The 19951-nt window shown below is 64.7% G+C and carries 18 protein-coding genes; 13 read left to right on the forward strand and 5 right to left on the reverse strand.

Features of this window, described 5'->3' with window-relative positions:
* Nucleotides 1-24: 24 nt before the first annotated feature.
* From HU750_RS07465 to HU750_RS07475, 3 genes are all read left to right on the forward strand, one after another.
* Nucleotides 25-1335, forward strand: a complete 1311-nt coding sequence (locus tag HU750_RS07465; protein ID WP_027593447.1) for a citrate-proton symporter — start codon at nt 25-27, stop codon at nt 1333-1335.
* Nucleotides 1332-2789, forward strand: a complete 1458-nt coding sequence (locus tag HU750_RS07470; RefSeq protein ID WP_186678109.1) for an amidase — start codon at nt 1332-1334, stop codon at nt 2787-2789. The genes HU750_RS07465 and HU750_RS07470 overlap by 4 nt, the downstream gene beginning before the upstream one ends.
* Before the next feature lie 70 nt (nt 2790-2859).
* On the forward strand, nt 2860-3633 hold the full coding sequence (locus HU750_RS07475) for an IclR family transcriptional regulator (protein WP_186678111.1): 774 nt from the start codon (nt 2860-2862) through the stop codon (nt 3631-3633).
* On the opposite strand, the gene HU750_RS07480 is transcribed toward HU750_RS07475, so the two are convergent.
* Nucleotides 3622-4533, reverse strand: coding sequence for a helix-turn-helix domain-containing protein (locus HU750_RS07480; protein ID WP_186678112.1), 912 nt, complete (start codon nt 4531-4533; stop codon nt 3622-3624). The two genes, HU750_RS07475 and HU750_RS07480, sit on opposite strands and share 12 nt — an antisense overlap.
* A 177-nt stretch (nt 4534-4710) precedes the next feature.
* Here HU750_RS07480 and HU750_RS07485 point away from each other — a divergent pair, with 177 nt between their 5' ends.
* The 4 genes from HU750_RS07485 to HU750_RS07500 all read left to right on the forward strand — a co-directional run bounded on the left by HU750_RS07485 (nt 4711) and on the right by HU750_RS07500 (nt 8994).
* Nucleotides 4711-5538, forward strand: a complete 828-nt coding sequence (locus HU750_RS07485) for an SDR family NAD(P)-dependent oxidoreductase (RefSeq protein ID WP_099454307.1) — start codon at nt 4711-4713, stop codon at nt 5536-5538.
* The gene (locus tag HU750_RS07490) at nt 5535-7253 is read left to right on the forward strand and encodes an FAD-dependent oxidoreductase (protein ID WP_186678114.1); all 1719 of its coding nucleotides are present in this window, start codon (nt 5535-5537) and stop codon (nt 7251-7253) included. Before HU750_RS07485 ends, HU750_RS07490 begins: the two co-directional genes overlap by 4 nt.
* A complete protein-coding gene (locus HU750_RS07495; RefSeq protein WP_186678116.1) occupies nt 7253-7582 on the forward strand; it encodes an NIPSNAP family protein in 330 nt (109 codons plus the stop codon). Before HU750_RS07490 ends, HU750_RS07495 begins: the two co-directional genes overlap by 1 nt.
* A gap of 68 nt (nt 7583-7650) precedes the next feature.
* On the forward strand, nt 7651-8994 hold the full coding sequence (locus HU750_RS07500) for an MFS transporter (protein ID WP_186678118.1): 1344 nt from the start codon (nt 7651-7653) through the stop codon (nt 8992-8994).
* Nucleotides 8995-9029: 35 nt separating this feature from the next.
* Here HU750_RS07500 and HU750_RS07505 read toward each other — a convergent pair whose 3' ends face one another.
* Both HU750_RS07505 and HU750_RS07510 read right to left on the reverse strand, forming a co-directional pair.
* Nucleotides 9030-9941 (reverse strand): LysR family transcriptional regulator, encoded by a 912-nt coding sequence (locus HU750_RS07505; RefSeq protein ID WP_186678128.1) that lies wholly within the window; start codon nt 9939-9941, stop codon nt 9030-9032.
* Between the two features lie 118 nt (nt 9942-10059).
* The gene (locus tag HU750_RS07510) at nt 10060-10716 is read right to left on the reverse strand and encodes an HAD family hydrolase (protein ID WP_027593439.1); all 657 of its coding nucleotides are present in this window, start codon (nt 10714-10716) and stop codon (nt 10060-10062) included.
* A 102-nt stretch (nt 10717-10818) separates the two neighbouring features.
* On the opposite strand from HU750_RS07510, the gene lexA reads away from it, so the two are divergent.
* From lexA to HU750_RS07530, 4 genes are read left to right on the forward strand one after another with little or no spacing between them, the layout of a single operon-like run.
* The gene (gene lexA / locus HU750_RS07515) at nt 10819-11427 is read left to right on the forward strand and encodes a transcriptional repressor LexA (RefSeq protein ID WP_081717476.1); all 609 of its coding nucleotides are present in this window, start codon (nt 10819-10821) and stop codon (nt 11425-11427) included.
* Entirely contained in the window at nt 11427-12041 is a 615-nt protein-coding gene (imuA, locus tag HU750_RS07520; RefSeq protein ID WP_027593437.1) for a translesion DNA synthesis-associated protein ImuA, read from the forward strand. Before lexA ends, imuA begins: the two co-directional genes overlap by 1 nt.
* A 12-nt stretch (nt 12042-12053) precedes the next feature.
* The gene (locus HU750_RS07525) at nt 12054-13472 is read left to right on the forward strand and encodes a Y-family DNA polymerase (protein WP_186678130.1); all 1419 of its coding nucleotides are present in this window, start codon (nt 12054-12056) and stop codon (nt 13470-13472) included.
* Nucleotides 13469-16549, forward strand: coding sequence for an error-prone DNA polymerase (locus HU750_RS07530; RefSeq protein WP_186678133.1), 3081 nt, complete (start codon nt 13469-13471; stop codon nt 16547-16549). Before HU750_RS07525 ends, HU750_RS07530 begins: the two co-directional genes overlap by 4 nt.
* A 144-nt stretch (nt 16550-16693) precedes the next feature.
* On the opposite strand, the gene HU750_RS07535 is transcribed toward HU750_RS07530, so the two are convergent.
* Both HU750_RS07535 and HU750_RS07540 read right to left on the reverse strand, forming a co-directional pair.
* Nucleotides 16694-17515 (reverse strand): aldo/keto reductase, encoded by an 822-nt coding sequence (locus HU750_RS07535; protein ID WP_186678137.1) that lies wholly within the window; start codon nt 17513-17515, stop codon nt 16694-16696.
* Nucleotides 17503-18408, reverse strand: a complete 906-nt coding sequence (locus tag HU750_RS07540) for a LysR family transcriptional regulator (RefSeq protein ID WP_186678141.1) — start codon at nt 18406-18408, stop codon at nt 17503-17505. The genes HU750_RS07535 and HU750_RS07540 overlap by 13 nt, the downstream gene beginning before the upstream one ends.
* A gap of 140 nt (nt 18409-18548) precedes the next feature.
* Between HU750_RS07540 and HU750_RS07545 the strand changes: the two genes are divergently transcribed.
* Both HU750_RS07545 and HU750_RS07550 read left to right on the forward strand, forming a co-directional pair.
* A complete protein-coding gene (locus HU750_RS07545) occupies nt 18549-19247 on the forward strand; it encodes a CoA transferase subunit A (RefSeq protein WP_186678143.1) in 699 nt (232 codons plus the stop codon).
* A 35-nt stretch (nt 19248-19282) separates the two neighbouring features.
* Nucleotides 19283-19939, forward strand: coding sequence for a CoA transferase subunit B (locus HU750_RS07550; RefSeq protein WP_027593431.1), 657 nt, complete (start codon nt 19283-19285; stop codon nt 19937-19939).
* The last annotated feature ends 12 nt before the right edge of the window (nt 19940-19951 follow it).

Genomic DNA, 19951 nt, shown 5'->3' on the forward strand with positions numbered 1-19951 from the left:
CAACAGATGAATGGAGTGTTCCCTATGCAGACTTCGAGCACAGGCGTGTCGCGTACCCGGCAGGTGGTCGCTGCCGTCATCGGCAATGCGCTGGAGTGGTATGACTTTATCGTGTACGGCTTTCTGGCGAGCATCATCGCCCGGCAGTTCTTCCCCTCCGACGACGAATACGCCTCGCTGCTGATGGCCCTGGCCACCTTCGGCGTGGGCTTTTTCATGCGCCCGGTGGGCGGCGTGCTGCTGGGCATGTACGCCGACCGCAAAGGCCGCAAGGCGGCCATGCAGATGATCATCCGCCTGATGACCGTGTCCATCGCCATGATCGCCTTTGCGCCCAACTACCTCGCCATCGGCATGGGCGCGCCGTTGCTGATCGTGGTGGCGCGCATGCTCCAGGGCTTCGCCACAGGGGGCGAATACGCCAGCGCAACGGCGTTTCTGGTAGAAAGCGCACCCGCCCATCGCAAAGGCCTGTATGGCTCCTGGCAACTGGTGGGGCAGTGCCTGGCGGTGTTCTCGGGGGCGGCGATGGTGGCGTTGGTGACGCACCTGTGCACGCCTGAGGCGCTGGACAGCTGGGGCTGGCGAATCCCGTTCGTGCTTGGCCTGCTGATTGGCCCGGTGGGGCTGTGGATTCGCAAGCACATGGAAGAACCCGAAGAGTTCCTAGAGGCGCGTAAACAGGCCAAGGGCCAGGCGCCGGGGCTGTGGCAGGTACTGCGGGAACACCGCCGCAGCCTGCTGGTGTCGATGGGCCTGGCGTGTGGCGCCACGGTATCGTTCTACGTGGTGCTGGTGAACATGCCGACCTTCGCCCACAAGAACCTCGGGTTGCCGCTGGACCAGGTGCTGTTGGTGCAGATGCTCGCGGTGGGGTTGATGACCGTGGTCATCCCGCTGGCGGGGGCCTTGTCTGACCGGCTGGGCCGGCGACCGGTACTAATGGCCTTCACCCTGGCCTTCTTCGTGATGGTTTATCCGTTGTACGTGTGGGTGGCGGCGGCGCCGTCGATCGAGCGCCTGCTGGTGATGCAGCTGCTGCTGTGCACCGCCATCGGCGGGTTTTTTGGCCCGGCGCCGACTGCCCTGGCCGAGCAGTTCCCGGTCGAGGTGCGTTCGACCGGGGTATCGGTGGCCTACAACGTGGCGGTGATGGTGTTCGGCGGCTTTGCGCCGCTGATCGTCACCTGGCTGAGCAAAGCCCTGAACACGCCGGTGGCGCCGTCGTTCTATGTACTGTTTGCTTGCCTGCTGACGCTGTTGGGCACCTACTGCCTGAAAGAAGCGCCGCGTGCGGGTAAAGCTGTCGCGTTCAACCTTGGAGTGAAACCGTGAAGCCGCTAGCCATCGACCCAATCGTAGCGCTGGATGCCGAGGTGTTGTCCCGCGCAATTCATGCCCGCCAAGTATCGTGCCGTGAGGTGATGCTGGCGTACCTCGCCCATATCGAGCGTTTCAACCCGCAGGTCAATGCGCTGGTGTCGCTGCGTGCGGCCGAGGTGCTGCTGGCCGAAGCCGATGAGCGCGACGGTGAACTGGCGCGGGGGCAGTCAAGGGGCTGGATGCAGGGCATGCCCCAGGCAATCAAAGACCTTGCTGCCACGGCCGGGCTGCGCACCACCCTGGGTTCGCCGCTGTTCGCTGAGCAGGTGCCCGAACACGATGCGGTCAGCGTGGCACGGGTCAGGGCCAGTGGGGCGATCATCGTCGGCAAGAGCAACGTGCCGGAGTTCGGCCTGGGCTCGCAAAGCTACAACACCCTGTTTGGCACCACCCTCAATGCCTACGACCCAAGCCGGGTGGCCGGCGGCAGCAGTGGCGGGGCCGCGGCGGCCTTGGCCCTGCGTTTGCTGCCGGTGGCCGATGGCAGCGACATGATGGGCTCGCTGCGCAACCCGGCGGCGTTCAACAACGTGTTCGGCCTGCGCCCGTCCCAGGGGCGGGTGCCGCATGGGCCGGCGCCGGAGGTGTTCCTGCAGCAACTGGCCACCGAAGGGCCGATGGGGCGCAGCGTGGTCGATGTCGCGCGGCTGTTGACGACCCAGGCAGGCTTCGATGCAAGGGTGCCGTTGTCGCTGAGTGGCGGCAAGGTTGATTTCGCTGAAGGGTTGCAGCGCGACTTCAAGGGCGCGCGGCTGGGCTGGCTGGGCGATTATGACGGCTACCTGCCGATGGAAGACGGAGTGCTGAGCCTGTGCGAGTCGGCCCTGACGGATTTTGCCGAGCTGGGTTGCCAGATCGAGGCCTGCCAGCCGGCCTTTGACTTGGCGCGCCTCTGGCAATGCTGGCTGACCCACCGCCACTTCCTGGTGCACGGCACCCTCGGTGCGGCCTATGCCGACCCCGGCAAACGTGCCTTGCTCAAGCCTGAGGCGCAGTGGGAAGTCGAGGGCGGCCTGCACCTGAGCGCCGCGCAGGTGTACCAGGCTTCGATAGACCGCAGTGCGTGGTACCAGGCCCTCGGCAGGTGTTTCGAACGTTACGATTTCCTGCTGTTGCCTTCGGCCCAAGTGTTCCCTTTCGATGCACAGCAGGCGTGGCCGAAGGCGGTTGCAGGGCGAACGATGGACACGTATCACCGCTGGATGGAGGTGGTAATCGGGCCGACCCTGGCAGGGCTGCCGAGCATCAGTGTACCGGTGGGTTTCAGTACCACGGGGTTGCCGATGGGCCTGCAAATCATTGGCCCAGCCCAGGCGGACCACGCGGTGTTGCAACTGGCCCATGCCCATGAGCAACTGACCCGCTGGGTCGAACGGCGGCCGCCGAAGTGCTTGCAACTTGCGTAAAGGCCCTGGGTAGGCGCGGTTCTTGCTGTGCATGATGACCAACCCGCCAAGTGACAGGGAGGTCAGACACATGGGCAACATGACAGACAGTGGCGGCGTACGCTCGGTGGAGCGGGCGCTGGCCATCGTCGACTTGCTGGGCGAACACCAGGCATTGGGGCTTGAAGAACTGCACTACCTGACGGCGCTGCCCAAGGCCACGGTCTCGCGCATGCTCGCCACCTTGCAGGAGCAGGGGTGGGTCTACCGGGGTTTGAGCGACCGGCGCTATCGCCTGTGTGCCCGGCGCCTGTTCGGCGACCGCCAGTTGCGCTTCAAGCGGCGGCTGGTGGAGCAGGCGGCGCCTTGGCTGCTTGAGCTGAGTGAACGCACCGGGCTGGTGGCAGACCTGTCGTGCTTCGATGGCGAGCGGCTGGAGGTGATGGAAAGCGCCATTCCTCAGGTGTTGCGCAAGCGCTACCCGAACAACTGCCAGATCGTCGGCCACCATGCCAGCCTGTTTCATTCGGCCATGGGGCGCGCGTGCCTGGGCGAGCTGGACGGCGACGAAGTGCAGCGCTTGGCCAGCCACCAACGGTTGGGGGATGACAGCCTGTTGCGCGATATCGAAGAGGATGCGCACAAGGGCTTTGGCCAGCGTACCGAGGGGCATTGGGAATACCCGGTGCGGTTGCCGTTTCTGATCCGGGCGATCGCCTTGCCGGTGCGGGTCGAGGGGCAACTGGCGGGCAGCATCGCCCTGCACTGGCCGGTGGACCAGGCGCCGGTGGAGCGGGTGTTGAGCCTGCACCTGGACCAATTGGCGGCGACAGTGGGCCAGGTGCAGCATGCGCTAGAGGCTTGAAGAAACCTGTACTGGCCTCTTTGCGGGCAACGCGGCCTCGCGAAACTCACTCGGGCTCACCCCCGAGTGCTTGCGAAAAAACCGGCTGAAATACCCCACATCGACAAACCCCAGGTCATGGGCAATCTCTTTCACGCTGAGGCTGGAATGCCCCAGCGCCCGTTTGGCCTCCAGCACCAACCGGGCGTTGATGACATTCATCGGGGTCATGCCCAGGTGTTCCTGGCACAGCCGCCCCAGCGTGGCCAACGTCAGCCCGAGTTCAGCGGCATAAGCCCCCAACGACCAATGCTCGCGAAAGTGCATGTCCACCAGCTCGCGGAACCCGGTCAGTTGCTGGCTGCGCCTGGACGGTGGGCGACGCCCGTTACCACTGGCCTGTGGTTCGTGGCGCAGCACCTGGATCAGCAGCGTCAGCAACAGTGACATGCTGCTGGCCACATGCTCGCGAGCGCGGTTGTGGTATTCCTCGTGCAGGGCGCGGCACAACGGCAGCAGGGGGTCTTCGTCGGCTTCCCAGCGGGGCAGGGCGATCACCTGGGGTTTGCGGACCGTTGCCAGCAGGTTCGGCGCCAGTACCTGGGTGATGCTTTCCAGCGGGTGCTGCGCCGCCGTGATCACCTGGCCCTCGACCGCACCGGCCCACTGGAAGCCATGCACCACCTGCGCCGGCACGTACACCACGCAGGGCGCCTGGGCCTGCACGCGGTCACTGTCGAACAGCACTTCACCGCCGCCGCTTTGCAGGTACAGCAACTGCAGCAGGCCTTCGTGACGGTGCGCGGCGATCTCCCAGTTGTGGGCACCGGAGCGTTTGGAGATCGACTCCACATGCAGCGACTCGTGCCACACCGGCTGTGCAGTCTCACCGTACAGGGCGTAATTGGGGATCTTGTTCATGGTGTTGTAATTGTTTTGATCGGTACCCGGCTACTGTGCCACAGCCGCTGAACAGGTTCAGGGGCGGTGCAGCAAATTGTCGGGAATGTGGGGTTGGTTGCAGGTTTTGTCCATTCTGCCCGGGTGCCTGTCAGCCCTAGGCTGTTCGCCAGATGAAGCGACACTCTGGAGAGCAGCATGCATAACAACAAGATTAGCGCTCACTGGCTGGGCCTGGATTCAGCCGTTTGTGTAGTGACCGGCGCGGCCGGCGGCATTGGCGCGGCACTGGCTGCCGCGTTGGTCGAACAGCAAGCCCATGTGGTGTTGCTGGACCGCGACCTGGGCAAGTGCCGTGAGCTGGCGGCCACCTTGGGCGAGCACAGTGTCGGCGAGGTCAGCGCGCTGGGGTGCGACATCGCCGACCCCGACAGCGTAAGCCACGCCGCGGCACAGGTGCAGGCGCTGCACGGCCGCTGCGATGTACTGATCAACAACGCCAGTGTGCTGCGCCCGGGTTCGCTCGACGTGCTGACCCTGGAGCAATGGAACCAGGTGTTGGCGGTCAACCTCAGCGGCTACCTGCTGTGTTCGCAGGCCTTCGGCAGCTTGATGCTTGCCCGAGGCCAGGGGCGCATCGTGCATGTAGCGTCGATCGCGGCCCATTACCCTCAACCCAACAGTGGCGCCTACAGCGCGGCCAAGGCCGGGGTCAGCATGCTGTCCCGGCAGATTGCCGTAGAGTGGGGGCCGCGCGGGGTACGCAGCAACGCGGTGTGCCCGGGGTTGATCCGCACGCCGCTGTCGGCGGCGTTTTACGCGGACCCGCACATCGAACGCCAGCGCAGCGCCATGACCGCCAACCAGCGAATCGGCGAGCCGCAGGACATCGCCGAGGCGGTGCTGTTTCTTGCCAGCCCGCGTGCCGACTACATCAACGGCGCCGAGTTGACGGTCGATGGTGGGCTGGAGAGCATGCCCATGGCGTTGATCCCGCGCCCCGGTTTCGAGGGCGTACGCGCATGAACACACGCACCTGCGATGTACTGGTGGTGGGGGCGGGGGCCGGCGGCCTGGCGACGGCGATCACTGCGAAAAAACATGGCCTGGATGTGGTCGTCATCGAAAAGGACGACTGCTTCGGCGGCACCACGGCGTTCTCCGGTGGGGTGCTGTGGGTGCCGGGCAACCGGCATGGGATGAACGACAGCGATGAGGCGGCGCTGACCTACTTGCGCAACGAAACCGGCGACTGTTTCGACGAAGTGGCGGTCAAGGCGTTTCTGCGTCACGGGCCAGACATGGTCGAGTTCTTCGAGCGCGAGACCGCCGTCAAATTCGTCCCCACGCTGTACCCCGACTATCACCCACACGTGGAAGGTGGCGTCGATGTCGGGCGCTCGATACTGGCAGCGCCCTACGACATTCGCGGCCTTGGGCCCGACATGGCACGCCTGCGGCCACCGCTCAAGACCATCACCTTCATCGGCATGATGTTCAATTCGTCGAATGCCGACCTCAAGCACTTCTTCAATGCCACCCGCTCGCTGACCTCGTTCGTGTATGTGGCCAAGCGCTTGCTGACCCACCTCAAGGAGTTGGCGCTGTACCGGCGTGGCACCCAGGTGACCAGCGGCAATGCCCTGGCGGCGCGGCTGGTGAAGTCGGCGCTGGACCTGGGCATTCCGATTTTGACCGGGACCCCGGCCAGGCACCTGTTGCGTGAAGGCAATCGGGTCATTGGCGTGTTGGCGAAACAAGGTGACAGCGAACTGCGCATCGAGGCACGGCGCGGCGTGGTGCTGGCCTGTGGCGGGTTTTCCCATGACGTGCAACGGTTGAAGCAGGCCTACCCGCATGTGCGTCGGGGTGGCGAGCACTTTTCGCCGGTGCCAGCAGGCAACACGGGTGATGGTGCGCGTATGGCTGAAACGATGGGCGCCAAGGTCGATATCCGCCTGCAAGCGGCGGCGGCGTGGATGCCGGTGTCCAAGGTGCCGATGGGGGCAGGGCGATTTGTCGCGTTCCCCCATTTGCTCGACCGTTACAAGCCCGGTGTGATCGGCGTGCTGCGCTCAGGCAAGCGCTTTACCAACGAATCGAATTCCTACCACGACGTGGGTGCCGCCTTGATCGAGGCGTGTGCAGAGCAACCGGAAACCGCCATGTGGCTGGTCTGTGACCGGCGCACCCTGGCCAAGTACGGCCTGGGTTTCGCCAAGCCCTCGCCGATGCCGCTGGGGCCGCTGTTGCGTAACGGCTACTTGCTCAAGGGCAGCAGCCTCACCGAGCTGGCGCGCAAGGCCGGGATCGATGCCGCCGGGCTGGAGCAGACCGTACGTGAGTACAACCTGGGCGCCGTTCAGGGTGAGGACCGCCAGTTTGGGCGAGGTACCACGCGTTTCAATCGCTACCTGGCCGACCCGCAGCACACGCCCAACCCGTGCGTGGCGCCAGTGGCCGAGGGGCCTTACTTTGCCGTGAAGGTGATCATGGGTGACCTGGGCACCTTCGACGGCATCCGCACCAGCGTGGTCGGCGAAGTGCTGGGCGCCGATCAGCAGGCCATCGACGGCCTGTACGCCGTCGGCAACGACCGCGCCAGCATCATGGGCGGCAATTACCCCGGTGCGGGCATCACCCTGGGGCCAATCATGACCTTTGGCTACATCACCGGGCGCCACCTGGCGGGCGTCGAACAAGGGCTGGCGACAGCGGGCAAAGCGCGGGAGGTTGCATGATGGACAAGCCTGTCGTCGATCACAGGGTCTACACCATCCGCCCACGTGGCATGGCGGCCTTTCTCGAAGCCTTCGACCAGCTGGCCATGCCGATTCTGCTGCGCCATCTCGGTGCGCCGCTGGCGTTCTACACCAGCAGCATTGGCCCGCTCAACCAGGTGGTGCACTTGTGGGGCTATGACAGCCTCGATGATTTCGAAAAACGCAGCGCCGCGCGGGACGCTGACCCGGACTTCGCAGCCTACCTGCAGGCCACCCGCGATCTGGTCGTGGCCCAAGAGACGCGGATCATCCGGCCTGTGCGGCTGCCCAGCCTCGTTCACCGGTAATGCTGTCTGGGTCGCATGGCGGCCCACTGCCGATGCACCTTCATAAAAACAACAACAGGTGATACCCCATGAACAACGCCATTGATGTGCGCCAACTGATCGACCAGCAACCCATCGGCCGCTACCAGAAATGGGTGGTCTTCTTGGGCTTTCTGATCATCGCCCTGGATGGGCTGGACGTCGCCCTCATCGGTTTCATCGCACCGCAATTGAAAAGCGATTGGGGCCTGGGCGCGCAAAGCCTGGGCCCCGTGTTGAGCGCGGCCCTTATCGGCCTGGCGCTCGGTGCACTGATCGCCGGCCCCTTGGCCGACCGCTATGGGCGCAAGGCGGTCTTGCTGGGCAGTGTCCTGCTGTTTGGTATCTGGACCTTGGCCTCGGCATTCTCGCCCGACCTCGAGACCCTTGTTGCCCTGCGTTTTCTGACCGGCCTGGGCCTGGGCGCCGCCATGCCCAATGCCAGCACCCTGGTCAGTGAATACGCGCCGGCGCGCAGCCGCTCGCTGCTGATCACTCTGGCCTTCTGTGGTTTCTCACTGGGTGCGGCGGCAGGCGGTTTTGTCAGTGCCTGGATGATCCCCAACTTGGGCTGGCGCAGCGTGCTGGTGCTGGGCGGCGTGCTGCCGCTGCTGACAGTGCCGTTGCTGTGCTGGAGGTTGCCCGAGTCGGTCACCTTCCTGGTCAGCAAGGGTGCTGACAAGCGTCGCATCCACGCCATCGTCAGCCGCCTGGCACCGGAGCGTGTCAACGCCGACAGCACCTTCATCGTACCGGCCAGCGCGCCCAGCAGTGGTGGGGCGATTGCGACCATTCTCTCGCCGCGCTACCGCTTTGGCACGTTGATGCTTTGGGCTGGCTACGTGCTGGCGCTGTTTCTGGTTTACCTGTTCAGCGGCTGGTTGCCCACCTTGGTAAAGGAGGGGGGCGGCTTCTCGGTGGCCGAAGCGGCCATCGTCACCGCCTGTTTCCAGATCGGCGGGCCGCTGGGGGCGATCTCGGTGGGCTGGGCCATGGACCGCTGCAACCCGCAACGGGTACTGATGCTGACCTTCTTGTTCAGCGGTGCGGTGATCTTCGCCATTGGCCAGGTGGCCGGGGATTTTGCCTGGCTGTGCGCGATTGCCTGGGCCGTGGGCTTTGGCCTCAATGGCGCGAGTGTGGGCATGAATGCCTTGGCAGCGGCGTTCTACCCCACCGAAGCGCGGGCGACCGGTGCCAGTTGGATGAGTGGCATCGGCCGCTTCGGGGCGATTCTCAGTGCGTTTGCCGGCGCCCAGATGCTGGCCATGGGCTGGAGCTTTGCACAGGTGTTCGCGTCGTTGCTGATCCCGGCGGTATTGGCTGCGCTGGCAGTGTTGTTGCAGGGGCGTCATGCCGGTTCAGGCCGGCGCGCCGCCCGGCAAGCGGTGTAAAGGTCGCTGGAACATGAACACCTGCAGGCTTTCGCTCAGTTTTCGCGGCTGTACATCCTGCATTCAGCCAGCAACGCCAGCAGGTTCGGTTCCCGTTCCCGCGCCTTCAAAAACACCACGCCAATGTGCTGTTGCAGGCGATAGCGTGGTTGCAGGGCAATCAACTTCACCCGGTTCTCGTAGACCGCAGCGATTCGCCCTGGCAGCAGGGCAAAGCCAACGCCGGAGCTGACCATGCTCAGCAGGGTGAAGATATCGTTCACCTGCATGGCCACCTTCGGCTCGAACCCTGCCTGCTCGAATACCCGCGCACCATCACGGTGGGTGGCAAAGCCTTGGGTCAGGGTGATGAAGGTGGAGTCGGCGAGGTCGGCCAGGTCCACCTCGGCGTGCTCGGCAAAGGGCGAGTCGGTGGGGACGGCAAGGAAGATGTCGTCGGAGAACAGCGGCAATTGCTCGCAGGCGGGGTCGCAGACGCTTTCGTCCAGCGACACCAGGATGGCCTCCAGTTCGTGGTTTTTCAGGCGTTGCAGCAGGTCGACGTTCGAGCCCAGGGTCAGGTCGATGTTGAGCGCGCTGCGGCGCAGTTTCAGGCCCATGACCAGCTTTGGCACGGTCTTTACCGTTAGCGAGTACAGGGCGCCCAAGCGGAAACGTTCGGCATAGAACCCCGCAGCCTCACGGGTCTGGCGGACCATCTGCTCGGCGTCCTGGATCAGCTGGCGGGCTTTTTTCTCCAGCACGTAGGCGCTTTCCAGCGGGATCAGTTGCCGGCCTTCGTGCTTGAACAGGGGGCAACGCAAGGCGCTTTCCAGCGAGTGGATGGCGCGGTGCACGCTAACGGCACTGGTGGACAGCTCGGCGGCGGCGCGGCCGAGGTTGCCACTGCGCATGAAGGCGAGGAAGGTTTCCAGCTTTTTGAGGGTCAGTTCTTCGTCGATGAGCATGGGCGGCCTGAGAGGTTGGGCAGCGGTTGAAGGTTAGAGCATCGAGGTGTAGGGGTTGAGTGTTGTGGCGCTCGATCTCACAGGCGCCATTGAACTCAAAGCATGCACCATGCACACCTCACCCCATCGATTCAATCAACGCCCACAACCGCGCATCATCAAAGTCCTCGATCACCAGTCCAGCCCCGGCGTCCATCAGGCGTTCGGCAGTCTGAGTAGTCGCAACGCCAACCGTAAAGATCCCTGCACCACTGGCAGCCTTGACCCCGGGCAACGAGTCCTCGAAGGCCAGCGCTTGCCCGGCCTCGGCCCCGAGCCGCTGTAGCCCGGTGAGGTAGGGCAGCGGGTCCGGCTTGGCTCGCTCAAGCTCCTCGGCCACCAACACATGCTCGAAGCGGGCCTCCAGCCCCATGGCCTGCAACATGTGCTCGGCATTGAGCCGGGGGGCGTTGGTCACCACGCACATCCCCAGGCCACAGGCTTGGCCATGCTCCAGCAAGCGCAACAGGCCGGGCATGGGCGCAAGCGACGGCGCCAGCGAGCGAAACAACGCCTCTTTGCGATCCGCCAGGGCCAGGCATTGCTGCGGGCTGGCATCGGCAAACAACTCGGCGAACAGTTCGCCGTTGGCCCGGCCACTGACCTGTGCATCGAACTGGGCCTGGCTCAGTTCACGGCCGTCATGCTCGCGCAGCAACTGGCGGAAAGCCTGCAGGTGCAGGGTATCGGTGTCGGTGAGGGTTCCGTCGAGGTCGAACAGCAGGGCAGTCAGCATCAGGTATCCAGGTATGAAAAATCACAAGCCCGACGATCATAACCAAAGCGGACGACGAAGGGGGCTGTTCAGTGTGTGGCGAAAAGAGTACAAATGTACTCCATGGACAATCTGACCCCCAAACGCCGCGCCATTCTCGAATTTATTCGTGAGCGCATTGCTGACCACGGCCAGCCACCGAGCCTTGCCGACATCGCCACGCGCTTCGGCTTCGCCTCGCGCAGCGTCGCGCGTAAACACATCACCGCCCTGTGTCAGGCCGGCTATATCGACGTCACGCCGAACCAGGCGCGAGGTATTCGCCTGGCTCAACCGCTGCGCCGCCCGGAAATCCTCGAAGTGCCGGTGCTGGGCCAGGTCGCGGCAGGTGCCCCGATCGGCCCGGACCTCGACATTCACGAGCAGTTGCTGCTCGACCCCAGCCTGTTCCGGCGCACGCCCGATTACCTGTTGAAAGTGCGCGGCGACTCGATGGTCGATGACGGCATCTTCGACGGTGACCTGGTCGGCATTCGGCAACAGGGCGAGGCCCGTGACGGGCAGGTCGTGGTCGCCCGCCTGGACGGCGAGGTGACCATCAAGCGCTTGCAGCGTCAGCCTGGCGGTTACCGGCTGTTGCCGCGCAACCCGGCCTATGCGCCGATCGATGTGGGCCCTGAGCAGGAGTTCTTCATTGAAGGCGTGTTCTGCGGCCTGCTGAGGCGCGACTGATGGGCGCGGTGGTCGATCTCGACAGGCTGCTCGATCAGCGTCAGGTCTGGCGCGGGCGGCAGGTTCAGGCCCGGCCACTGGGGTTGCAGCCGACCGGGCATGCCGCGCTCGACCAACGCCTGCCCGAGGGCGGCTGGCCGGCCGCGGCGCTCAGCGAACTGCTGCTGGCCAGCCCGGGGTGCGGTGAGCTGCAACTGCTGTGGCCCTCACTGGCGCGCCTGACCGCAGAAGGTGGCCGCGTGGTGCTGGTCGCGCCGCCGTTCATTCCCTATGCCCCGGCCTGGCAGGCAGCGGGGGTGGATCTACGCTGGCTGGCCCAGGTTAGCGCCACGCCTGCCGACGCACTGTGGGCGGCTGAGCAATGCCTGCGCTCAGGCAGTTGCGCCGCCGTGTTGTGCTGGCCGGAGCGCGCCGATGACCGGGCACTGCGGCGCCTGCAGGTGGCCGCCGAGACCGGCCAGGCGCTGGCGTTCGCCTGTCGCCCACAGCAGGCGGCACACAACCCGTCGCCGGCCGCTCTGCGTATTGCCATCGACACTCGGCCGGCACAGTGGCGTGTGCTCAAGAGCCGGGGCGGCATGCCGCCAGCGCTGCCCATCGCGCTGCCCGGCTGAGGCTGATGCATCATGCTCTGGGCCTGCATTCTGCTGCCACAGCTGGCGCTGGACACTGTTCTGCGCGAGCGTGACGACCCTGAAACGCCCCTGGTAGTGATTGGCGGCCCGACACAGCGCCGTGTGCTACAGGCGGTCAACCCCGCTGCCGCAGCGCTCGGCCTGCGTGCCGGGCAAACCCTGACCACGGCGCGTGCCTTGGCCGATGGCTTCACCTGCGTAGAGGCCGATGACAAACGCATCGAGCAGTTGCAACAGCTGCTGGCAGCCTGGGCCTATCGCTTCAGCGCCCAGGTGAGCCTGCATTACCCAAGGGCTTTGTTGTTGGAGGTCGGCTCCAGCCTGCAGCTGTTTGGCCCCTGGCCGTTGTTCGAGGCACGCCTGCGCCAGGAGCTCAGCGCGTTGGGCTTGCGGCAGCGCATCGTGCTGGCCAGCAACCCGGTGGCGGCCCGCATGCTCGCCAACGGCCACGATGGCCTGGCGGTAACCTGTGCCGACGCCACCCGCGCCGTGCTGGCACAGATGCCCATCGACCGTGTCGGCTTGCCGCTAGAGGCCGCCGAGGCCTTTGCCCGCATGGGGTTGCGCCAGTTGGGCCAGGTGCTGGCCTTGCCGCGCGACGCCCTGGCCAAGCGCTTTTCTGCGCAGGTCCAGTTGCACTTGGACCAACTGCTCGGCCTGCGTACCCTGGGGCTGGGCTTCTACCAGCCGCCGGACCGCTTCGAGTCGCGCCTGGAGCTGAACTTCGACGTGGAGTCGCACCAGGCGTTGTTGTTCCCGCTGCGCAGAATGCTCAACGACCTCGGCGCGTTCCTGGCTGGGCGCGATTGTGGCGTGCAGCGTTTTTGCCTGCACCTGGAGCATGCCCAAGGGCCGGACACGTTGCTCAAGGTTGGCCTGCTGGCGGCCGAACGTGACCCTGCCATGCTCTTCGAACTGGCAAAAGGGCGCCTGGAGCCCCTGCAAATCCCCGCCCCGGTACGCAACCTGCGCTTGGTCGCCGATGACCTGCCACCTTTCGTGCCCCAGCACCAGGCGCTGTTTGATCCCCGCGCCCAGCAGGCGCAGCCCTGGGAGCAGTTGCGTGAACGCTTGCGCGCACGGTTGGGCGACGAGGCCGTCAAGGGGCTGAGCGCCGAGGCCGATCACCGCCCCGAATGTGCCTGGCAAGCGGCAGAGCAGGGCGCCCAAGGCAGCCTGCCGGTGTTGCCGGGTAGCCGCCCCGGCTGGCTGTTGCCGGCGCCCGTGGCGCTGGAGGCGGCCGGCCACCGTGTGCTGGGGCATGCCGAGCGCATCGAGTCGGGCTGGTGGGACGGGGGCGACGTGCGCCGTGACTACTACCGCATCGAAACCCGCGACGGCCTGCGCGGCTGGGCCTACCGCGACCTCAGCCAGCCAGGCCCTTTGTGGTTGCAAGGCTGGTTTGCATGAGCCGGTTCGGGTATGCCGAATTGCACTGCCTGTCGAACTTCAGCTTCCAGCGGGGGGCGTCGAGTGCCGATGAGTTGTTCAAGCGTGCGCGCGAGCAGGGCTATGACGCCCTGGCGATCACCGATGAGTGCACCTTGGCCGGTATCGTCCGCGCCTGGCAGGCCGCCAAGGCGCACCAGCTGCGGCTGATTATCGGCAGCGAAGTCCGCCTGCAGGATGGCCCGAAACTGGTGCTGCTGGCGGAAAACCTCACCGGTTACCAGAGCCTGTGCGCGCTGATTACCCGTGCGCGACGGCGGGCGGAAAAGGGCGCCTATCAACTGTTCAGCGAGGACCTGCGCGAGCATCACCAAGGCTTGCTGGCGCTGTGGGTTGCCGAGGATGCCGACGACCCTGAACCCGGTGAGGGTTTGCGCACGCTGTTCGCCGAGCGGCTGTGGCTGGCCGTGCACCTGCACCGTGGCAGTGATGACGAGGTGCGGCTTGGCAAACTGCGCCAGTTGGCGAGCAAGGTCGGTATCCGCGCAGTGGCCTGCGGTGACGTGCACATGCATGCACGCGGTCGCCGTGCCCTGCAAGATTGCATGACCGCCATCCGCCATCATTGCCAGGTGGCCGAAGCGGGTCGCTACCTGTACGCCAATGGCGAGCGTCACCTGCGCAGCCCTGAGCAGTTACAGGAACTGTACCCGGCCGACCTGCTGGCCGAGACCCTGGTCATCGCCGAGCGCTGCCGTTTCGACTTGAGCGAACTGAAGTACCAGTACCCGCGTGAATTGGTGCCAGACAGCCACACCCCGGCCAGCTGGCTGCGCGAGCTGTGCGAGCGCGGCTTGCCGATGCGCTGGCCGGGTGGGCCGAGCGACAAGGTGCGCGAGGTGCTGGCAAAGGAGCTGGCGCTGATCGAGGAACTGGCCTACGAAAGCTATTTTTTGACCGTGCACGATATCGTCGCCTTCGCCCGCAGCCAGCATATCCTCTGCCAGGGCCGGGGCTCGGCCGCCAACTCGGTGGTGTGTTTCGTGCTGGGGATTACCGAACTCGACCCCATGGAGCACCGTTTACTGTTCGAGCGCTTTCTGTCCCGCGAACGCAATGAGCCGCCCGACATCGACGTGGACTTCGAGCACGACCGCCGCGAAGAGGTGATCCAGTATGTGTTCCGGCGCTATGGCCGGCACCGGGCCGCACTCACCGCCGTGGTCAACACCTACCATGCTGCCGGTGCGGTGCGTGATGTGGCGCGGGTGCTGGGGCTGCCGGCGGACCAGGTGGATGCGCTGGCCAAGTGCTGTGGCCGCTGGAGTGATCGCATCCCCGATGCGCAACGCCTGGCCGAGGCCGGTTTCGAGGCCAGCAGCCCGTCGCTGCGGCGGGTGCTGGTTCTGGCCGGTGAGCTGATCGGTTTTCCCCGGCACCTGTCGCAACACCCTGGCGGTTTTGTCATCTCGCAGCAGCCGCTGGATCAACTGGTGCCAGTGGAAAACGCCGCCATGCAAGAGCGCACCGTGATCCAGTGGGACAAGGACGACCTGGACATGGTCGGTTTGCTCAAGGTCGATGTGCTGGCGCTGGGCATGCTCAGTGCCTTGCGCCGCTGCTTCGACCTGCTGCAGCGCCACCGGGGGCGGCAATTGACGCTGGCAAGCATCCCGGGGGAGGACCCAGCCACCTACGCGATGATCAGCCGAGCCGAAACCATGGGCGTGTTCCAGATCGAATCTCGGGCGCAGATGGCCATGTTGCCACGGCTCAAGCCCGTCACGTTCTACGATCTGGTCATCGAGGTGGCCATCGTGCGCCCCGGGCCGATTCAGGGTGACATGGTCCACCCGTATTTGCGCCGGCGCCTGAAGCAGGAGCCCGTGACATACCCTTCGCCTAAATTGCAGGAAGTGTTCGAGCGCACCCTGGGTGTGCCGTTGTTTCAGGAACAGGTGATGGAGCTGGCGATGGTGGCTGCCGATTACAGCCCGGGCGAGGCCGACCAGCTACGCCGCAGCATGGCGGCCTGGAAGCGCCACGGCGGGCTGGAGCCGCACCGCGAACGGCTGATTCAAGGCATGTTGCGCAATGGTTACGAACGGTCGTTTGCCGAGCGCATCTTCGAGCAGATCAAGGGGTTTGGCAGCTATGGCTTCCCCGAGTCCCACGCGGCCAGTTTCGCCTTGCTGTGTTACGCGAGCAGCTGGCTCAAATGCCATGAGCCGGCCATTTTCACCTGCGCGCTGGTCAACAGCTGGCCGATGGGCTTTTACAGCCCTGACCAACTGCTGCAGGACGCCCGGCGCCAGGGCGTCGAGGTGCGGCCGGTGGATGTGTTTCACAGCGAATGGGATTGCACGCTTGAACCGGTGGGTGAACACGCGCTGGCCATACGCTTGGGGCTGCGGCAGGTCCGTGGTTTTGCCGAAGCTGACGCCCGGCGTCTGGAGCAGGCGAGGGCGCAACGGCCTTGGCGCGATGTTGAAGACTTGTGCCTGCGTGCAGGGCTCGACCACCGCGCCCGTGCCCGTCTGGCTGATGCCGGGGCCCTGAGGGCTTTGGCGCGTGACCGTCATCAGGCGCGTTGGCAGGTGGCGGCGGTGCAGCCACAGTTGCCCTTGTTCGCCGAGGTCGAAGCGTTACCTGAGGCGGTGGTAGCGTTGCCTGCACCGACTGTCGGCGAGGACCTGGTTGCCGACTACCAGACCCTGGGCACCACGCTTGGGCCCCACCCGTTGCGGCTGCTGCGCCCTCGTTTGCGAGCGTTGGGTTGCCGCAGTTCGCACGAGCTGTCAGCTGTCGAGCATGGCGACAACATTGCCGTGGCCGGGCTGGTGGTGGGCAGGCAACGCCCGCAGACGGCCAGCGGGGTGACGTTCGTGACGCTGGAGGATGAGTACGGCATGGTCAACGTGGTGGTCTGGCGTGACTTGGCCGAGCGGCAGAGGCGGGCGTTGGTGGGGGCGCAATTGCTCAAGGTGAGCGGGCGGCTGGAGCAGGAGAACGGGGTGCGTCACCTGATTGCGCGGCGGCTGGAGGATATCAGCACCTTGCTGCAGGGGCTGGATGTGCGCAGCCGCGATTTTCATTAGCCTGCCAGCGTTGCCTGTTGCGTTGACCGTTGTAGGAGCAGCCTTGCGCTGCGAAGAGGCCGGTGACAACTTCAGCAGATCTTCTCTGGTATCGCCGGCCTCTTCGCAGCGCAAGGCTGCTCCTACAAGGGTTAGGCAAGGGCTTCAGACCATCGCCAAGCGTTGCTTGCGGGTCGGTACTGGGAATGCTCGGTCAATCGCCCGCAGGTCTTCGCTGCTCAGGGTCAGCAAGCCGGCCGCCGCATTCAGTCGCACATGCTCTGGGTTTACCGCCTTGGGAATGGCAATCACCCCCTCATCACGGGTCACCCAGGCCAGGCTGACCTGGGCCGGTGTCGCACCGTGGCGCTCGGCGATCTCGGCCAGCACAGGGTGCTGCAACAACTGCCCGGCCTGGGCCAATGGGCAATACGCCATGGTCGGCAAGGCGCGTTTCTGGCTCCACGGCAGCAGGTCGAATTCGATGCCGCGTTGCACCGGGTTGTACAGCACTTGGTTAGTGGCGCAATCGGGGTTGTGCAGTTCGCGCAAGTCATCGACATCGAAATTGGACACCCCCCAACGCTTGATCTTGCCTTGTTCGCGCAACCGCTCGAACGCTTCGACGGTTTCCTCCAGCGGATGCTGGCCACGCCAGTGCAGCAGGTACAGGTCGATGCAGTCAGTGCCTAGGCGTTTTAGGCTACGCTCGCAGGCGGCAGGCACGCCGCGCTGGCTGGCATTGTGCGGGTAGACCTTGCTGACCAGAAACACCTGGTCGCGGCGCCCGGCGATGGCGTGGCCAACTACTTGCTCTGCGCCGCCCTCGGCATACATTTCAGCCGTATCGATCAGGCTCAGGCCCAGCTCGATACCTTGTTGCAGGGCTGCCACTTCAGCGGCCCGGCGGCCAGGGTCTTCACCCATGTACCACGTGCCCTGGCCAATGGCCGGCACCTTCGAACCTGCCAGTTTCACGTATCGCATGTCACCTCCGGGATCTGGGTATGGGAAAGCAGTACCTCGAGCAGCGCCTGCGCTGCGGTGGACAGTTTGTGCTCACTGAGCGCGATGACCCCCATGCGCCGCTCCACGGCGGGCTCGACCAGCGGCACGCAGCGGGCACCGAGCTCCTGCATCTGGTTGATGCACAGCGCCGGCACCGCGCTGACGCCCAGGCCGCTGGCAACCATGCGGCCAACGGTCGACAGTTGATGGCTCTCGAATGCCACCGCCAACTTGCCATGGCTGGCCGCGACGTTCTGTTCCATCAACAGACGAACCGCCGACGGGCGCTGCAACGCGATGAAGTCTTCGGCCAGCAGTTGCGCCCAACTGACCTGGGGCAGCACGGCCAGTGGCGAGTCGGCGGGCACCACGGCGACGAAGCGGTCCATGTACAGGGGGTAGAAGTCCAGGCCATCGGTGTTGTCCGGTTCGAAGCCGATGCCCAGTTCGACGCGACGGTGGCGCACCAGTTCCTGTACTTGCTCGTTTATCACGTCATGCACGGTGACGTTGACTTTCGGGTAGCGCTGGCGAAACACCTTGAGGGTGTGCGGCAGCAGGTTACCGGCGAAGGCCGGTATGGCCGCCACCGAAACACGCCCCAGTTGCAGGGTGAAACGCTGGCGCAGCATTTCTTCGGTGTCGTCCCAGTCGGCCAGCAGGCGCCGGGCCAGCGGCAGCAGTACCTCACCTTCGGCAGTCAGGCTGACACTGCGGGTGGTGCGGCTGAGCAGGGCGCCGCCGAGGTTTTCCTCAAGCGCCTTGATGGTCAGGCTCAACGCCGGTTGCGATACATGCAGGTGTTCACCGGCCTGGGCGAAGCTCTGGTACTTGGCCACGGCGACGAAGGCGCGGAGTTGCTTGACGTTCATGACGGCCCTGATCGTTGTTTTGAAAAAGTTATCAATCGATGATGAAAACAAAATTAACAAATCAGTCGACTAAGGTGAAGATGGGGGCACACGCTCACCGACAGCCTCGTCGGTTCAACAACTACAAAAGGCGGATCAACATGGCCGGACTGGACAAGCGCGTAGCAACGTATGAAGAGGCCCTCGACGGCCTGACCGACAACATGACGGTATTGGCCGGTGGTTTTGGCCTGTGTGGCATCCCGGAAAACCTCATCAACGAGATCAAGCGCCGTGGCGTCAAGGGCCTGACCGTGGTGTCGAACAACTGCGGTGTCGACGGTTTCGGCCTCGGCGTATTGCTGCAAGACCGGCAGATTCGCAAGATGATCGCCTCCTATGTCGGCGAAAACGCCGAATTCGAACGCCAACTGCTCAGTGGTGAGCTGGAAGTCGAACTGACCCCACAAGGTACCCTCGCCGAAAAAATGCGCGCCGGTGGCGCTGGCATCCCGGCGTTCTACACCGCCACGGGCTACGGCACCCCGGTCGCCGATGGCAAAGAGGTGCGTGAATTCAAGGGCCGCCACTACATTCTCGAAGAGTCCATCACAGGCGACTTCGCCATCGTCAAGGGCTGGAAGGCCGACCACTACGGCAACGTGGTGTACCGCAACACCGCGCAAAACTTCAACCCGCTGGCGGCCACGGCCGGCAAGATCACCGTGGTCGAAGTGGAAGAGATCGTCGAGCCGGGCGTGCTGCTGCCCAGTGAGATTCACACCCCGGGTATTTTCGTTAACCGCGTGATTGTTGGCACCTTCGAAAAGCGTATCGAAAAGCGCACCGTCAAGGCCTGAGCGCCATCCTTCAGAACAACAAAGAGATCCTGACCATGGCACTGACCCGCGAACAGATGGCGCAACGCGTCGCCCGTGAACTGAAGGACGGCTACTACGTCAACCTCGGCATCGGCATCCCGACCTTGGTGGCCAACTACGTACCCGCTGACATGGATGTGATGTTGCAGTCGGAAAACGGCTTGCTCGGCATGGGCGAATTCCCCACCGAGAGCACGATCGATGCCGACATGATCAACGCCGGCAAGCAAACCGTCACCGCTCGCCGTGGCGCGTCGATCTTCGATTCGGCGCAATCGTTCGCCATGATCCGCGGTGGTCACGTCGACCTCACCGTGCTCGGCGCCTTCGAAGTGGATGTGCAAGGCAACATCGCGTCGTGGATGATCCCCGGTAAGTTGGTCAAGGGCATGGGCGGTGCCATGGACCTGGTGGCCGGTGCCGACAATATCATCGTGACCATGACCCACGCGTCCAAGGACGGTGAGTCCAAGCTGCTGCCGCGCTGCAGCCTACCGCTGACCGGTGCCGGTTGCATCCGCAAGGTGCTGACCGACCTGGCCTACCTGGAAATCGACAATGGCGCCTTTATCCTGCGCGAGACTGCGCCGGGGGTGAGCGTTGAAGAAATCATCGAGAAGACCGCCGGCAAGCTGATCGTGCCGGATGATGTGAAAGAAATGACCTTCTAACCCGCAAGCGGG

Origin of the sequence: Pseudomonas sp. SWRI50 (assembly GCF_014269095.1) — a bacterium.
GTDB classification, from domain to species: domain Bacteria; phylum Pseudomonadota; class Gammaproteobacteria; order Pseudomonadales; family Pseudomonadaceae; genus Aquipseudomonas; species Aquipseudomonas kermanshahensis.

Excerpts from the sequence above, each read along its gene's own strand:
- HU750_RS07550 (WP_027593431.1), top strand. The coding sequence starts at position 19,283 with ATGGCACTGACCCGCGAACAGATGGCGCAACGCGTCGCCCGTGAACTG.
- HU750_RS07505 (WP_186678128.1), bottom strand. The coding sequence starts at position 9,941 with ATGCTCATCGACGAAGAACTGACCCTCAAAAAGCTGGAAACCTTCCTC.
- HU750_RS07530 (WP_186678133.1), top strand. The coding sequence starts at position 13,469 with ATGAGCCGGTTCGGGTATGCCGAATTGCACTGCCTGTCGAACTTCAGC.
- HU750_RS07525 (WP_186678130.1), top strand. The coding sequence starts at position 12,054 with ATGCTCTGGGCCTGCATTCTGCTGCCACAGCTGGCGCTGGACACTGTT.
- HU750_RS07480 (WP_186678112.1), bottom strand. The coding sequence starts at position 4,533 with ATGAACAAGATCCCCAATTACGCCCTGTACGGTGAGACTGCACAGCCG.
- imuA (WP_027593437.1), top strand. The coding sequence starts at position 11,427 with ATGGGCGCGGTGGTCGATCTCGACAGGCTGCTCGATCAGCGTCAGGTC.
- HU750_RS07540 (WP_186678141.1), bottom strand. The coding sequence starts at position 18,408 with ATGAACGTCAAGCAACTCCGCGCCTTCGTCGCCGTGGCCAAGTACCAG.
- HU750_RS07465 (WP_027593447.1), top strand. The coding sequence starts at position 25 with ATGCAGACTTCGAGCACAGGCGTGTCGCGTACCCGGCAGGTGGTCGCT.
- HU750_RS07475 (WP_186678111.1), top strand. The coding sequence starts at position 2,860 with ATGGGCAACATGACAGACAGTGGCGGCGTACGCTCGGTGGAGCGGGCG.
- HU750_RS07535 (WP_186678137.1), bottom strand. The coding sequence starts at position 17,515 with ATGCGATACGTGAAACTGGCAGGTTCGAAGGTGCCGGCCATTGGCCAG.
- HU750_RS07490 (WP_186678114.1), top strand. The coding sequence starts at position 5,535 with ATGAACACACGCACCTGCGATGTACTGGTGGTGGGGGCGGGGGCCGGC.
- HU750_RS07485 (WP_099454307.1), top strand. The coding sequence starts at position 4,711 with ATGCATAACAACAAGATTAGCGCTCACTGGCTGGGCCTGGATTCAGCC.
- HU750_RS07495 (WP_186678116.1), top strand. The coding sequence starts at position 7,253 with ATGGACAAGCCTGTCGTCGATCACAGGGTCTACACCATCCGCCCACGT.
- HU750_RS07510 (WP_027593439.1), bottom strand. The coding sequence starts at position 10,716 with ATGCTGACTGCCCTGCTGTTCGACCTCGACGGAACCCTCACCGACACC.
- HU750_RS07500 (WP_186678118.1), top strand. The coding sequence starts at position 7,651 with ATGAACAACGCCATTGATGTGCGCCAACTGATCGACCAGCAACCCATC.
- lexA (WP_081717476.1), top strand. The coding sequence starts at position 10,819 with ATGGACAATCTGACCCCCAAACGCCGCGCCATTCTCGAATTTATTCGT.
- HU750_RS07545 (WP_186678143.1), top strand. The coding sequence starts at position 18,549 with ATGGCCGGACTGGACAAGCGCGTAGCAACGTATGAAGAGGCCCTCGAC.